This window comes from Clostridium akagii DSM 12554 (assembly GCF_000686725.1).
Taxonomy (GTDB): Bacteria; Bacillota; Clostridia; order Clostridiales; family Clostridiaceae; genus Clostridium_I; species Clostridium_I akagii.
Window position 1 is genome coordinate 148,513 of the sequence record NZ_JMLK01000006.1, and the last position, 16,139, is coordinate 164,651.

Sequence of the window (16,139 nt, forward strand, 5' to 3'; positions counted from 1 at the left end):
GTAGAATAGATTTTAATTATCTAAACTGCAGGATATATTTAATTTCCCAGGTAATACCATATTTAAAAACCATTAGATATGGCAAATATGCGGTGAAATTATAATGAAAATAAGCACTTATGAATAACTAAACTGGTATTTTTAATGCCGAATTGATATAATTTAAAAAGAAACTAGTTTTTGGAGGTGCTTTTTTTTTGAAAAAACGTAAAATTATTATGACAGGTGGAGGTTCAGCAGGGCATGTTACTCCGAATTTAGCCTTAGTGCCAAAACTTATAGAACTTGGATATGAAATTCAGTATATAGGAACTAAGGACGGTATAGAAAGAAGTATAATTAAAAATGCAAATATTAAATATAATGCTATTTCAAGTGGAAAATTAAGAAGGTACTTTGATATAAAAAATTTCACGGATCCATTTAAGGTATTAAAAGGAGTAGTTGAAGCAATAAGAATTATAAAAAAAGAAAAACCTAATGTGGTCTTTTCCAAAGGTGGGTTTGTTAGTGTGCCGGTTGTTATAGCAGCTCATTTTTGTAGGGTGCCAGCTATAGCTCATGAATCAGATATGACACCTGGGCTTGCGAATAGATTGGCAGCACCATACTGTACAAAGGTTTGTGTTACTTTTCCTGAATCAATCCAGCATATAAAAGGGAACAAGGCAGTTCTTACGGGAACACCAATTAGGAGAGAACTGTTAAACGGTAAAAAAATAATTGGGATTAAGTTATGTAAATTTAGTGATTTATCTAAACCAATACTTTTTGTCATTGGAGGGAGTCTTGGGGCAAAAGTAATAAATGATACTATTAGAAGTTGTTTAGATCTTCTTTTGCGTCATTATAATGTTATTCATATTTGTGGGAAAGGTAATTTAGACGTAGCCTTAAATAATAAAGAAGGTTACGCTGAATTTGAATATGTTAACGAAGAACTTCCACATCTAATGAATGCAGCTGATTTTGTAATTTCTAGAGCTGGAGCAAATGTTATTTTTGAATTATTAACCCTTAGAAAACCAAATATTTTGATTCCACTTTCAAAAAAATCCAGTAGAGGGGATCAAATTCTTAACGCAGCATCATTTGAAAAAAATGGGTACAGCTTAGTAATTGAAGAAGAAAATCTAAATGACCAATTAATTATTAATAGTCTTGAAAAATTAAGTACTGACAAAAAAATATATATTGATGCTATGACTAACAGTCCAATAAAAAACGGTGTAGACAATATCATAGATATAATAGTGAAATACAGCACTGACAACTAGAAAATAAAAATTCATCCTTATTTGTTGTTATATATCACAAAAAATAAAGCGAATATGATGTATAACAATAGGGAAAAGGTATATTTAAAATTGCAATTTAAACCTTGTAAAATGGGATATGTAGTATTATAATTAAGTTGTTAAATTATTATCAAATGATATAAAAGGATGTGGGTAAGTATGAAAAAAATAGGCGTTATATATTGGAGCAACATGGGAAATGTTGAAGTATTAGCTAATCACATTGCAGATGGAGCAAAAAATGCTGGTGCTGAGGTAGAGATAAAGCTCGTAAATGAAATAAAGCCCAATGAAATTACGAAATATGATGCAATTGCCCTTGGAAGTCCATCAATGGATAACAATAGAATAGAGCAACAGGAAATGGAACCATTCATCAGGGAAATAAGGTTACTAGCACCAAATAATATGCCAGTAGTTTTATTTGGATCATATGGTTGGGACGATGGAAAGTTTATGACTGATTGGTGTCAAAGAATGAAGGAAGAAAAATTTGAAGTAAAAGGAAGCATAGCTGTTAAAGAAGCACCTACAGAGGAACAAATTAAAAAAGCTGAAGATTTAGGTGAATTATTAGCTGAATAATCAGTGTAAAACAGAATTTGGAGAATAAACCTGCACGAGGAAGCAATAGAATGATATAACAAAATAAAGTGCTGTGAACTTTAATATCCAATTTTGCAAAAGTGATACACAAGAGAGTATATTAAGTCGTGGTAGTTATTATAGATTTGATTTTAAATAGCTCCCACCGTATAATATAAATGTAAACTAATACTTAAAGGGAAGGTGTACAAATATGAAAAAAACTAAAACAATGGACGGGAACACTGCAGCAGCTCACGTATCCTATGCGTTCACTGAAGTTACAGCAATATATCCTATTACACCATCATCACCAATGGCAGAACATGTTGATGAATGGGCAGTACAAGGAAGAAAAAACTTATTTGGTCAAACAGTTAAAGTAATGGAGATGCAATCAGAAGCAGGTGCTGCTGGTGCAGTTCATGGTTCACTTCAATCAGGATCATTAACAACTACATATACAGCTTCACAAGGATTACTTCTTATGATACCTAATATGTATAAAATGGCAGGAGAACTTTTACCAGCTGTTTTACATGTAACTGCTAGAAGTTTAGCAACAAATGCATTAAATATATTTGGAGATCATCAAGATGTAATGGCTGCAAGACAAACTGGTTTTGCTATGCTTGCAGAAGGTAGTGTTCAAGAAGTTATGGATTTAGCAGCTGTTGCACATTTGTCTGCAATAAAAGGTAAAGTACCATTTTTAAACTTCTTTGACGGATTCAGAACTTCACATGAAATACAAAAAGTTGAAGTTATGGATTATGAAGATTTAAGACCTTTAGTAGATATGGATGCAGTTAAAGCATTTAGAAAACATGCTTTAAATCCAGAACACCCAGTAACTCGTGGTACTGCAGAAAATCCTGATGTATACTTCCAAGGAAGAGAATCATCAAACAAATTTTATAATGCACTTCCAGAAATCGTTGAAAACTACATGGGAGACATAAGCAAAATAACTGGTAGAGAATATCACTTATTCAACTACTATGGTGCAAAAGATGCTGATAGAATTATAATAGCTATGGGTTCAATTTGTGATGCAACTGAAGAAACAATCGATTATTTAAATGCTAAGGGAGAAAAAGTAGGTTTACTTAAAGTACATTTATTCAGACCTTTCTCAGTTAGTCATTTCTTAAAATATATACCAAGCACTGTAAAGAAAATTGCTGTTCTTGATAGAACAAAAGAACCAGGAAGTAACGGAGAACCACTTTATCAAGATGTTGTTACTTCATTCTACAACAGTGATAAAACACCACTTATAGTTGGTGGAAGATATGGATTAGGTTCAAAAGATACGCTTCCAAGTGATATCGTAGCTGTTTTTGATAACTTAAACGCTAAAGCACCTATAAATGGTTTCACATTATCTATTGAAGATGATGTTACATTTAAATCATTAAAAAGAGGAGCAGAAGTTGACACTACTCCAGAAGGAACTACAGCTTGTAAGTTCTGGGGACTAGGTTCAGATGGTACTGTTGGAGCTAACAAGAGTGCTATAAAAATCATTGGAGATCACACTGATATGTATGCACAAGGATATTTTGCATATGATTCAAAAAAATCAGGTGGTATAACAATGTCACATTTAAGATTTGGTAAATCACCAATAAAATCCCCTTATCTAATAAATAAAGCAGATTTTATAGCGTGTCATAATCAATCTTATGTTTTCAAATATAATCTTCTTGCAGGAATTAAGGATAACGGAAGCTTCCTTTTAAACTGTATATGGGATAAAGATCAAATCGAAGAATTTTTACCAGCAGCAACAAAAAGATATATTGCTCAGCATAATATCAATTTTTACACAATGGACGCTGTTAAAATTGCACAAGGTATTGGTCTTGGTGGAAGAATAAACATGATTATGCAATCAGCATTCTTTAAAATTGCAAACATCATACCAGTAGCAGACGCAGTTAAATACCTTAAAGAAGCTGTTGTAACTTCTTATGGTAAAAAAGGTGAAAAAGTTGTTAAAATGAACTGTGATGCAATAGATTTAGGAGTAAACGCTATTGTTAAAATAGATGTTCCTGCTAACTGGAAAGATGCTAAGGACGAAAAAGTAGTAGCAAAAGCTAAACCTAAATTTATTACTGAAATGCTTGAGCCTATGAATAAACAAGAAGGAGATGCTCTTCCTGTAAGTATATTCAATGGTATGGAAGATGGTACTTATCCTAATGGTACTGCCGCTTTTGAAAAAAGAGGAATAGCTATAAACGTACCAGAATGGCAAGTAGATAAATGTATACAATGTAATCAATGTGCATATGTTTGTCCTCATGCTGTTATAAGACCATTCTTATTGACTGATGGAGAAGTTAAGAATGCTCCAGAAGGATTTGAAAGTAAGCCAGCTCAAGGATTAAAAACAGAAGAAAAATTAAACTTTGCAATAAAGATTTCTCCTTTAGATTGTACTGGATGTGGAAACTGTGCTCAAGTTTGTCCAGCAAAAGAAAAAGCATTGGTTATGAAGCCAGCTGCAACTCAACTTAAAGAAGAAGTTAACTTTGAATATGCAATAAATCTTGCACATAAAGAAAATCCTATGAATAAAGAAACAGTAAAAGGTAGCCAATTTGAGCAGCCTCTACTAGAGTTCAGTGGTGCTTGTGCAGGATGTGGAGAATCTCCATATGCAAGACTTATAACTCAACTTTTTGGTGATAGAATGATGATAGCTAATGCTACAGGTTGTACATCAATTTGGGGTGGTAGTGCACCAGCAACACCTTACACTGTTAACTACAAAGGACAAGGTCCTTCATGGGCTAACTCATTATTTGAAGACAATGCTGAATTCGGAATGGGTATGTATCTTGGAGTTAAACAAACAAGAGAAAGACTTGCAGATGCAGCTAGTAAATTAATTGAATCTGATGCAAGTGCAGAATTAAAAACTGTTTCTAAAGAATGGTTAGATAATATGTTTGAGGCTGATGGTTCTAAAGCAGCAGCAGCTAAAATCGTACCTTTACTTGAAGCAGAAAAGAACAATGAATTTGCTAAAGAATTATTAGAAGGAAAAGATCATTTAGTTAAGAAATCTCAATGGATATTTGGTGGAGATGGCTGGGCTTATGATATAGGTTTCGGTGGTGTTGATCACGTACTAGCTTCAGGCGAAGATGTAAATATATTTGTCTTTGATACAGAAGTTTATTCAAACACTGGTGGTCAATCATCAAAATCAACTCCAACAGCTGCAATTGCACTATTTGCTGCTAGTGGTAAAAAGACTAAGAAGAAAGATCTTGGTATGATGGCAATGACTTATGGTTACGTTTATGTTGCTCAAATAGCTATGGGAGCTGACAAGAACCAAACTATAAAGGCAATTGCAGAAGCAGAAGCATATCATGGTCCATCACTTATAATTGCTTATGCTCCATGTATTAATCATGGTTTAAAAGCTGGTATGGGTTGTAGTCAACTTGAAGCTAAAAAAGCTGTTGATTGTGGATATTGGGGTCTATACAGATTTAATCCTGAACTTAAGGGTACAGGAACAAATCCATTTAGCTTAGATTCTAAAGAACCAACAACTGACTTTAAAGAATTCTTATTAGGCGAAGTAAGATACGCTTCACTTAAGAAGGCATTCCCAGATCAAGCAGAAGAGTTATATGCTAAAACAGAAAGAGATGCTAAAGAAAGATTAGCAGGATACAAAGCTTTAGCAGGTAAATAGTAGATAAAAAAAAGAGGAGCTTTTCTCCTCTTTCTTTTTTATTTTAAGTAATAAGATATAGAATTTACCTAGTTTCATTGGAGCATATTTTAAAGCTTTTTAATATTTAAATTAAAATATACAAAAAAATTTAAAAAAAAGCTTTTAATATTCGGAGTTTAAGGGTAAAATTATAGCATAACATAAATGGAGGTGTAAAAATTATATGAGCGAAAAAGAAAATACAGCAGAATGTGGTTGTGGTTGTTCAGAAAAAGAACATACTCATGAGCATACTCATGGTGATGAATGTGGTTGTAATGAAGCTCACGGACATAATCACGGCGAAGAATGTGGATCAGAATGTGGAGATGGCTGTGATTGTAAAGATCATGAAGCACTTGTAGTTGAATTAGAAGATGAACATGGAAATACAGTTTCATGTGAAGTTATAGACGGTTTTACCTTCAATGATGCAGAATTTGCATTGGTACAAAACCCACAAGATGATTCAGTATATTTGTTTAAAGTAGTTGGTGAAGGCGAAGAGGGAGAACTTGTTGTCCCTGAAGATGAAGAATTTGATGCTGCAACTGCTTATTATGAGTCAACACTAGAAAAATAAATTTTAACTTTGAAGGTCGCTAGAATTTGTATAGCGACCTTTTTTGATTTTAAGTAGCATTAAAAACGAAGTAATATCAGGGGTGACAACTATATGGAAAAATTAGCAATATTCGATGTGGATTACACAATTACAAAAAGAGAAACACTTTTTGAATTTTTTATGTTTATGATATCAAAAAAACCAAAACTAATAATTTATATGCCCAAGAGTTTTGGAGCGTCACTATTATATGCTACGAAATTTATTAGTGCGGCTAGGGCCAAAGAGTATTTCTTGTCTTTTGTAACTAAGATACATGAAGATGAATTAAAAGAAGTAGTTAAGGAATTTTATGAAAAACGGTTTAGTAAAATATTTTACACGGATGCTATAGATACAATGAAAAAGTTAAAAAAACAAGGATATAAAATATATTTGATTTCTGCGTCAGCTGAATTTTATCTAAATGAGTTATATAATATAAAAGAAGTGGATAAAGTAATTGGAACAAGATTTGAATTTGTAGATGGATATTATAATGGCAAAATTGTTGGGGAGAACAATAAAGGTGAAGAAAAGGTGAAAAGACTCTTCCAAGTTTTAAAAGAGGAAAATTTAGATGTGGATTTTAAAAATTCTTATATGTATTCCGACTCCCTTTCAGATTTGCCCTTATTAAAACTTGTAGGGCATCCCTATCTTATAAATTCAAGAAAAAAGAATAACAATATAGAAATTTTAAATTGGAAGTAAATCGTAGGAGATGTAATTATGGATTCAAGTTATAGAAAATATTATTTTTGTAATGAAGAAATTAAAGACAGCAATAGTTTTAGTGATGAATTTTTGCTTAGTGGAAAATCTCTTTATGAAGTTTTCAGAGTAGAGAGTGGCGTTCCAATATTTTTAGAAAATCATATGGATAGACTTGTTAATTCAACAAAAATCATGAAGTTATCATTACCTTATAGTATTGAAAAAGTAAAAAATCAAATATACAAGTTAATTAAGATTAATAAGTGTGAATATGGCAATATAAAGATTGTTTTTAACTTTTACCAGGATAATATAAATTTTTACGCATATTTTTTAAAACATAATTACCCTGATAAACTCCAATATGAAAAGGGCGTGGATACCATTTTTTTTCACGGAGAAAGAGATATGCCTAATGCAAAAGTTATAAATGTAAGTTTTAGAAAATCTGTAGATGAAAAAATTAATGAAGCAAATGTATATGAAGCTATTTTAGTGGATAGAAATGGTAACATTACCGAAGGCAGCAAATCCAATATCTTTATTGTAAAAGGTAAGGAAGTCTATACAGCTCCACTTAAGGCAGTGCTACCTGGAATAACTAGAGAAATCATTATATCAATTATAGAAGATAAAGGTTATAAATTGATGGAAAAAGATGTGAATTTTAATGATATAGAGAACATGGATGGACTATTCATTTCTGGAACATCACCAAAGGTACTACCTGTGAGAAAGGTAGGAAACTTAGAATTTTCATCAGCTAAGAACGCTGTAATTCAAGATATAGCAGCGGGCTATAACGATAAAATCACTGCCCAAGTATCAAGAGCTAAAAGCCTACCTAGGGTGAAATTGTAATACTGCCCCCAAGTATATTTATGTAAATATACTTGGGGGCAGTATCGTTATTTCGGACTATTTTATTGAGGATAATGATTCTTTTAATTTATCTGCGGATGAATTAAGTGCTGCAAGTTCTGAAGGTGAAAGTTGAACTTCTATAATATTTTTAATTCCAGAACTACAAACAATACTAGGGACACCTAAATATATATCATTTATTCCATATTCCCCTTCAAGTAGCGAAGAAACAGTTAAAATTGAGTGCTCATCGCCTAGGATTGCCTCGACTATTCGTGTTATTGCAAGTGCTACGGCATAATAGGTTGCGCCTTTTCTTTTGATTATTTCATAAGCTGCATTTTTTACTTCATCTTCAATGTGTAAATTTTTAATCCCTTCACATTGGTTACATGAAATTTTGCAATAATCATTTACATCCATGCCTGCAATGCTTGTAATACTCCATGTTGCTATCTCAGAGTCACCATGTTCTCCCATAATATAAGTATGGATATTCCTTGAATCTATGTTAAAATGCTCACTTAACATAAATTTAAGCCTAGAAGTGTCAAGCACTGTACCAGAACCTAAAACTCTTTCTTTAGGGAACCCAGAAAGTTTATAAACAATGTAAGTTAGTATATCAACGGGATTTGATACAACTAACAAGATTGAATTTGGACTATATTTTACAACTTCAGGTACAATGGAACCCATGATTTTGTAGTTTTTACTTATTAAATCTAGTCTGGTTTCTCCAGGTTTTTGAGCAGCACCAGCCGTTATAATTACTATATCTGAATTAGCTGTATCCTTATAATCTCCGGCTTTTATTTCCAAAGGCTTTACAAAGGAAGCTCCATGTGCTAAATCCATGGCTTCACCCTCCGATTTATCTTTATTAATATCTACTATGACAATTTCAGCAGCTAGACCACCAATCATAAGTGCAAAAGCTGTAGATGACCCAACAAAACCTGCTCCAATTATTGATATTTTAGTTTTTGATCTCATTGTTAATACCTCCATTCATAAAATTTTATTTCGAAATACTAGGTATTACTTGTATGAATAAAAATTGATATTAATTATTATCATATAATATATTATATATTATATGATAATAATTATCAATGAATCCAAACAATATCTATGTAAATAAACGCAACAAATCAATATTTATGCAATTTTATAAAACTAATATGTAAAATTGAGTGGCTAATAAATTATTTGCTGAATTATTTACAAAATTTATTAAAACATATATAATATTTTAATAAAGTTTAAGCGACATTTTACGATAAATAATATGGTATAATAAGTTATATAGTCCTATGATTTTTATATTATAATTATATTAATGGGGGAATTTTCATGGGTGAAATAAAATATACTAGATCATCTCTTGATGAATGTATTGAAGAAGCGTGCAAAGATTTAGGGTTAACAGCAGATAAACTTCAATATGAGGTCATTGAAGAGAAGAAAAGATTTTTTAGAAAAAAGGTTTCGATTCTCGTAAAGGTTTTAGAGGTCACCAAAGAAAACAATACTGAAGACGGTAATGAATTAAAAAAACAGGAAGAAAATAACGAAAAAGATGGAACCTTAAAAATAGAAAATGGTGAAATAATAGTTAAGGATCCAGAAGATGATGGAGAACCGGCAACAATAGTACCATCATCTCAGGTTAAATTAATTGTTAATGGTGAAGAGAAAAACTCAAAGATCTATATAAAAAATGGGGATATAATACAGACAATAATCGAAGAAGAACCAAAGGCACAGAGAAAACTAGATATATCAACAAACTCCAATAATATGGAAGCATATGTGACAATTAAGTACATTAGCAAAATAATAAAAAAATTAAAAGATATGCCTGAAAATAAAATAATTACTCTTAAATCTGAAAAAGCAGATGAGGAATATCCTGCAACTTATACAAAGGAAGAAATTCGTGATATTTTAAAAGAAAACAATATAGTTTATGGAATAATTGAAGAAAATTTAGATAAGTGTTCTACCGGCAAAGACGTAGAATATCTTTTAATTGCTAAAGGGCAAGAAGTTATTAATGATTCTAATGATACTTTAGACATTAAATTTAAGATTAAAAATTCCAAACAGTTTGATGAAGATAGCAAAGGGACTATAGACTTTAAAAGTATCGGATTTGTGGATTCTGTGGAGCAAGGTACCATAATTGCGATTAAAAAGCAAGGAGAACTAGGTACTGATGGTACGAATATTTATGGACTTGTTATAAAGAAAAAAACAGGTAAAAAAATAAATATTAAGGTTGGGGACGGTTGTGAAATAAAAGAGGACAATACAGTAGTAGCAACTAAAAGCGGAAAACCTAGCGTTTCTAGTAATAAATTTTCAGTGTTTGATGTTCATGAAGTTAACTCTGATGTTGATATTACAACTGGAAATATAAAATTCAGCGGTGATATAGTAATTTATGGTGATATTAAAGAGGGTATGATTATTGAATCAGGTCATAATGTTAATGCATTAAAAAACATGCAAAATTCAAAAATTATTTCAAAGGGCGATGTGGTAATAGCACAAAATGTTATATATTCAACCATTTTAGCAGGCGGAGACGATGTAAATAGGATTAAAGAGCTTGATATATATTCAAATCTAAGTGATAATATTATTAGCCTAATAGATGCTGTAAAACAGGTTAAAAGTTATAATCTACTGGGAGAAGATACTCCGTATGGAGAAATAATAAAGGTTCTAATAGAAAGTAAATTTAAAAATATACCAAAACTGTGTGGTGATGTATTAGCAGATAAGGATAATGAGGATATTGACATCGTTACAATAGGGGACATGCTTAAAGACAAATTATCGGGATTAGGTCCTTTGAAAATCAAAAACTTAAGTGAATTAGCCGATATAAATTCTATAATTCAAGAGAGCATAACTCAAATAAGTAGTTCTTTGGCAGTACCAGTAAGTATTAACATTGGATATTTACAAGATTCAACTGTTCAAAGCTCGGGCAGCATAATAATAAGCGGTAAAGGACAGTATGTTTCAAAAATTATTGCTAATGATTATGTAAAATTTACGAACCCAACGAGTATATCGCGAGGTGGGATTGTAAAAGCCACCAATGAAGTTCGATGTGGAACAATTGGGAGTGCTGGCGGAGTTTCCACTAAAATAATGGTTGGACAAAAAGGAAATATCTATGCAGAAAAGGTTTATCAAAACACAGTATTTTACATCGGAAATAGGGAATACACTTTTGAAAATCCATGTAAGAAGGTACATGCATTCATTGATGAAAATGGAGAAATTATCGTGGAAAAATTAGTGCTCTAAGTGTGTGAATAAAAATGAAGGAGGATGCAATGAACAACGATGAATTGAAAGTATTAATCTTTATTATAAACGGTGAATATTATGCTACCGATATTAAAGAAGTTGAAAGAATACTTGGATATGAAGAAACAACAAGACTTCCAGAGTCACCTAGTTTTGTAGAGGGACTTATTAATTATGAAGGAGGTATTTTGCCTATTATTTCCTTGGCAAAAAGATTTGGACTAAATAATAGTAAGCGAGAAAATGATTCAAAAATAATAGTTACTAGACATGAACAAGAAACATATGGAATAATTGTAGATGTTGTATCAGAAGTAAAAAATATAAAAAATGATGAAATAGAGGATACCCCAACTGTAGTAAGTGGGATATCAAGAAGATACATAAAAGGCCTCATAAAATCAGACAATAGAATAATAATATTCCTTAATCTTGCGAATATTCTAACTGAGGAAGAAAAAGCATTATTATAAAATTGGTAGGGTGAAAGTATGGAAAACATTAAAGAGATAAGAATAGGAATAGCTGATTTAAATATAGCATTTCCACCTGAAAGACTTATAACTGTAGGCCTTGGATCCTGCATAGGGATAGCACTATATGATAAAACAAATGGAATTGGTGGACTTGCACATATTATGCTTCCTGAAAGCAAACAATTTAATAATGTTACTAATCCACATAAATTTGCAGACCTTGCGATACCTATTTTGGTTGATAGGATGATAAAAAAAGGCGCTAATTTAAAAAACATCAAAGCCAAAATTGCTGGTGGAGCATCGATGTTTAACTTCTCAGATAAAAGTATGAATATGGATATTGGCAATAGGAACAGTATATCGGTTAGGCAAGTGCTTAAAAACATGAATATACCATTATTGAATGAAGATGTCGGGGGAAACAAAGGTAGAACTATGATTCTTGATACTACTGGTTACATTGTTCAAATCAGAACAGTAGGTCTTGAAGCAAAAGAATTATAATGGAGTGATGGCCAATGAAAAAAATGAAAGTTATAGTCGTTGATGATTCAGCATTAATGAGAAAAATAATATCAGATATGCTAAATGCAGATGCTGATATAGAAGTTATTTGTGCGGCTAGAAACGGTATTGATCTGATGGAGAAGCTATCAATATATAAACCAAATGTGATTACATTAGACGTTGAAATGCCAATGATGAATGGCATAGAAACATTAAAAAAGTTAAAAAAAGATGGGAGTACAATACCGGTTATTATGCTAAGTAGTGTAACAAAAGATGGAACAAGTCAGACTATGGATTCACTTGCTTATGGAGCTTTCGATTTTGTTGCAAAGCCTTCTGGAGTGATTTCCATCGATATCAACAAAGTAGCTGCTGAATTAATTTTGAAGGTTAAAGCGGCTTATGACAGCTATATTTCTAAAAATAAATATGATAAAACAGTTTTAAATAAAAAAATTGTTACCAGTGATTATGTGAGCAAAATAAAAAAGATTTCATTTGGGAGTATTAAAGCTGTAGTAATAGGTGCTTCAACCGGTGGTCCTAAGGCTTTATATAGTGTTATTACTAAACTTCCAAAGTTTTTAGGTGTTCCAGTATTTGTAGTTCAGCATATGCCTGTTGGATTTACTAAAGCTTTTGCTGATAGACTAGATGTAAATAGTGAGATAAAGGTTGTAGAAGCCACAGACGGTGAGAATTGCCAAAATAATGTGGTGTATATAGCTCCTGGTGGTTATCATATGGAAGTCTGGGATGATAGAAGAATTCATCTTAATAAAGAAGCTTCAATATGGGGAGTAAGACCGGCAGTTGATAAGCTTTTTATATCAGCTTCTAAGGTTTATGGATCTAGTATTGTTAGTGTTGTATTAACAGGGATGGGACGAGATGGTGCTGAGGGCACCAAAATAATAAAGCAAAATGGTGGTTTCACAATTTCGGAACACGAATCTACTTGTGTTATTTACGGTATGCCTAAGATGGCATATGAGACTGGGGCTGTTGATTTCGTAATACCTCTTGAAAAGGTGGCAGACGGTATTATTGATATAGTTAATGGCAAGAAGATTTAGTGAAAAGTTGCAAGTGGCAAGATATGCATAATGAAGACTACTGGGGGGATAATTTTGGATTTGGAACAATTTAAGACTTGGGTGCATAAAGAATTTGGAATAGATCTATTTGCATATAAATCGAATCAGCTTCACAGAAGAATTTTGAGCTTGATGTCAAGGGTAGGAGCTAAAGATATAGATGAGTATGTTAAACTACTAAAATCCGACTATGGACAAAGGCAAAAATTCTTAGATTTTATAACAATAAACGTAACAGAATTTTTTAGAAATCCAGAATTGTTTAAAGAACTGCAAAAAGAAATCGAAATATACTCTAAGGAGAAAAATATAAATCTAAAAATATGGAGTGCGGCATGTTCAATTGGAGCGGAACCTTACTCTCTAGCAATGATATTGGACAACTTAAAGAATAAAAACAAACATTCTATATTGGCTACAGACATTGACAACACAATTTTGGAAAGAGCAAAAGCGGCAGAATATGTAATATCTGAACTTAAAAATGTGGATAAAATATATTTAGACAAATATTTTAAGAAAATAGATGATAAATATACTATAGACACAGGAATTAAGAATATGGTAACATTTAAAAAGCACGATTTAATTCTAGATGATTATGAAAAGAATTTTGATCTAATCGTGTGTAGAAATGTAGTAATATATTTTAACCAAGATGTAAAAGACAAGATTTATGAAAAATTTAGTGATTCGCTAAAAAAAGGCGGTTTACTATTTGTAGGAGCAACAGAAAGCATATACAATTATAAAGACTATGGTTTTGAAAAAGCTTCTACTTTTATATACAGAAAACAGTAAGGAGGGTAATATATGGACACTTCTCAATATTTATCTATGTTTTTAGAAGAATCAATGGATAATTTACAAACATTAAATCAGGCACTACTTCAACTTGAACAGGAGCCAGACAATGTAGACAAGCTAAATGAAATATTTAGAGTTGCACATACAATTAAAGGAATGGCAGCCACTATGGGATTTAACGGAATGGCACAGTTAACTCATAAGATGGAAGACGTTTTAGCAGAATTCAGAAATGGAGAACTAAAAGCAACTCAAGAAGTAGTAACAGTTTTATTTAAATGTTTAGATACATTAGAACAAATGGTAGACATCATATCAAATGGAGAAGAAAAAGAATTACCAGTAGAAGAGTTAATTCAGAGCTTAGAAACAATATCAAAGAATGCTCATGATGGAAAGTTAGGTGTAGAAGATGCATCTACTAGCAATAAAGATCAAATTAAACCTAAAGAGGCTGAAAAAACACCGGATGAAAAAAACAATGGAAACAATATTGATTTAAATGAGTATGATATAAACGTAATAAAGCAAGCCATTGAAAAGGGATTTAATGCTTTTAGCATTGATATTAAAATAAGCGAAAGTACACTTTTAAAGTCTGCTAGAGCATTTTTAATATTTAAAAATCTTGAAGAACATGGAGAGATTATAAAATCAATTCCGGGAACAGAAGATTTAGAAAATGAAAATTTTGATTTTGAAATTAATCTTGTATTTGTTACACATAAGGATAAAGATGAAATCAAAACTATACTTCTTGATATATCAGAAGTAGATAAAGTTGAAGTGAAAGAAGCCGATATAGTAAGTGGTGCTAAGATATCTTATAAAAAAGCTCAAGAAAAAGCAGAAACGGAAGTAAAACCAGTAGTCAAAGTTGAAGCAGTAAAGGCAAAAACTACTGCTGTAGCAAAGAAAAATAGTGAACCAAAGAAAAAAGTTCATCAGTCTGTAAGGGTTGAACTTGAAAGATTAGATAAATTTTTAAATATGGTTTCTGAACTTGTTATTAATAGGACAAGACTAGAGCAGATTAGTAGCATCTATAAACTAACAGAATTAAATGAGACCATTGAACAGGTAGCTAGAACAACCAATGATCTACAGGATTTGGTTATGAAAATAAGAATGTTACCACTGGATAGTGTATTCAATAGATTTCCAAGGCTTATAAGAGATTTGTCTGTTGAGCTTGACAAAGATATGGAATTAATTATTGAAGGTCAAGATACAGAACTTGATAGAACAGTTATTGATGAGATAGGAGAACCATTAATCCATCTTTTAAGAAATGCTGCGGATCATGGAGTAGAAAGCAAGGAAAAAAGAGCAGTAAGTGGCAAAACACCTGTAGGTAAAATAAGGCTTATTGCTTATCAAGAAGGAACAAAAGCCGTAATAAAGGTACAAGATGATGGTGCTGGTATAAATGTAGAGAGAGTTAAGGCTAAGGCTGAGCAAAGTGGTATTAGTACAGATGGAATGAATGACAATGATATTAAAAATCTGATTTTTGCCCAAGGGTTTAGTACTAATGAAGTAGTTACAGATATATCAGGAAGAGGAGTAGGAATGGATGTTGTTAAGACAAAAATTTCTGCACTTGGAGGTACTGTAGATGTAATTAGTGAAGAGGGCAAAGGCTCAACTTTTATAATTAAATTACCACTTACACTTCAGATAATAACTGCTTTACTTGTAAAAGTTGGAGATGAAAGTCTAGCAATTTCTTTGAATTATATTGATAGTGTTATTGACTACAAGGAAGAAGACATTAAAAAGACAAACAACAAGGAAGTTATAATTTATAGAGGCAATGTTCTACCTATTGTGCGGATAAATAAAAAATTAGGGCTTGGTGAAACTGCTAGTGGAAAAGTTTATATTGTTGTTGTTAATGTTGGAGAAAAAACTGCAGGTTTACTTGTTGATTCACTTCAAGGTCAGCAGGATATAGTAATAAAACCACTTGGTAAAACTCTTAAAGGGCTAAAAGAATACATTGGAGCAACAATACTTGGAGATGGTTTTGTTACATTAATTTTAGATGTGGCTGCCTTTGTATAGGCTAATAGTAAGCTAATCATTATTCATTAGCACAAA

The 16,139-nt window shown here is 31.8% G+C and carries 13 protein-coding genes; 12 read left to right on the top strand and 1 reads right to left on the bottom strand.

Annotation, left to right across the window (positions count from 1 at the left end; all coding sequences use genetic code 11):
- Positions 1-197: 197 nt before the first annotated feature.
- From BR66_RS0100805 to BR66_RS22770, 6 genes are all read left to right on the top strand, one after another.
- A complete protein-coding gene (locus tag BR66_RS0100805) occupies positions 198-1,277 on the top strand; it encodes an undecaprenyldiphospho-muramoylpentapeptide beta-N-acetylglucosaminyltransferase (protein ID WP_026881207.1) in 1,080 nt (359 codons plus the stop codon).
- A 180-nt stretch (positions 1,278-1,457) separates the two neighbouring features.
- The gene (locus BR66_RS0100810; RefSeq protein ID WP_026881208.1) at positions 1,458-1,883 is read left to right on the top strand and encodes a flavodoxin; all 426 of its coding nucleotides are present in this window, start codon (positions 1,458-1,460) and stop codon (positions 1,881-1,883) included.
- 214 nt (positions 1,884-2,097) lie between these two features.
- Positions 2,098-5,607, top strand: coding sequence for a pyruvate:ferredoxin (flavodoxin) oxidoreductase (gene nifJ, locus BR66_RS0100815; RefSeq protein ID WP_026881209.1), 3,510 nt, complete (start codon positions 2,098-2,100; stop codon positions 5,605-5,607).
- 205 nt (positions 5,608-5,812) lie between these two features.
- A complete protein-coding gene (locus tag BR66_RS0100820) occupies positions 5,813-6,211 on the top strand; it encodes a DUF1292 domain-containing protein (protein ID WP_026881210.1) in 399 nt (132 codons plus the stop codon).
- Between the two features lie 93 nt (positions 6,212-6,304).
- Positions 6,305-6,946, top strand: a complete 642-nt coding sequence (locus tag BR66_RS0100825; protein ID WP_026881211.1) for an HAD-IB family hydrolase — start codon at positions 6,305-6,307, stop codon at positions 6,944-6,946.
- Between the two features lie 18 nt (positions 6,947-6,964).
- Positions 6,965-7,810: an aminotransferase class IV gene (locus BR66_RS22770; RefSeq protein ID WP_051624039.1), complete on the top strand. Its 846-nt coding sequence runs from the start codon at positions 6,965-6,967 to the stop codon at positions 7,808-7,810.
- A 57-nt stretch (positions 7,811-7,867) separates the two neighbouring features.
- On the opposite strand, the gene BR66_RS0100835 is transcribed toward BR66_RS22770, so the two are convergent.
- Positions 7,868-8,809 carry an L-lactate dehydrogenase gene (locus tag BR66_RS0100835; RefSeq protein WP_026881212.1) on the bottom strand — a complete coding sequence of 314 codons (942 nt, stop codon included), beginning with the start codon at positions 8,807-8,809 and terminating at the stop codon, positions 7,868-7,870.
- 360 nt (positions 8,810-9,169) lie between these two features.
- Between BR66_RS0100835 and BR66_RS0100840 the strand changes: the two genes are divergently transcribed.
- Genes BR66_RS0100840 through BR66_RS0100865 form a run of 6 tightly spaced genes read left to right on the top strand, consistent with a single transcriptional unit; the run spans position 9,170 to position 16,103 of the window.
- Positions 9,170-11,140, top strand: a complete 1,971-nt coding sequence (locus BR66_RS0100840; RefSeq protein WP_026881213.1) for a flagellar assembly protein A — start codon at positions 9,170-9,172, stop codon at positions 11,138-11,140.
- A gap of 29 nt (positions 11,141-11,169) precedes the next feature.
- Entirely contained in the window at positions 11,170-11,616 is a 447-nt protein-coding gene (locus BR66_RS0100845; protein WP_026881214.1) for a chemotaxis protein CheW, read from the top strand.
- Positions 11,617-11,634: 18 nt separating this feature from the next.
- Positions 11,635-12,126: a chemotaxis protein CheD gene (locus BR66_RS0100850; protein ID WP_026881215.1), complete on the top strand. Its 492-nt coding sequence runs from the start codon at positions 11,635-11,637 to the stop codon at positions 12,124-12,126.
- Between the two features lie 14 nt (positions 12,127-12,140).
- A complete protein-coding gene (locus BR66_RS0100855) occupies positions 12,141-13,208 on the top strand; it encodes a protein-glutamate methylesterase/protein-glutamine glutaminase (protein WP_026881216.1) in 1,068 nt (355 codons plus the stop codon).
- A gap of 54 nt (positions 13,209-13,262) precedes the next feature.
- Positions 13,263-14,030: a CheR family methyltransferase gene (locus tag BR66_RS0100860; RefSeq protein ID WP_026881217.1), complete on the top strand. Its 768-nt coding sequence runs from the start codon at positions 13,263-13,265 to the stop codon at positions 14,028-14,030.
- Between the two features lie 12 nt (positions 14,031-14,042).
- Entirely contained in the window at positions 14,043-16,103 is a 2,061-nt protein-coding gene (locus BR66_RS0100865; RefSeq protein ID WP_026881218.1) for a chemotaxis protein CheA, read from the top strand.
- The last annotated feature ends 36 nt before the right edge of the window (positions 16,104-16,139 follow it).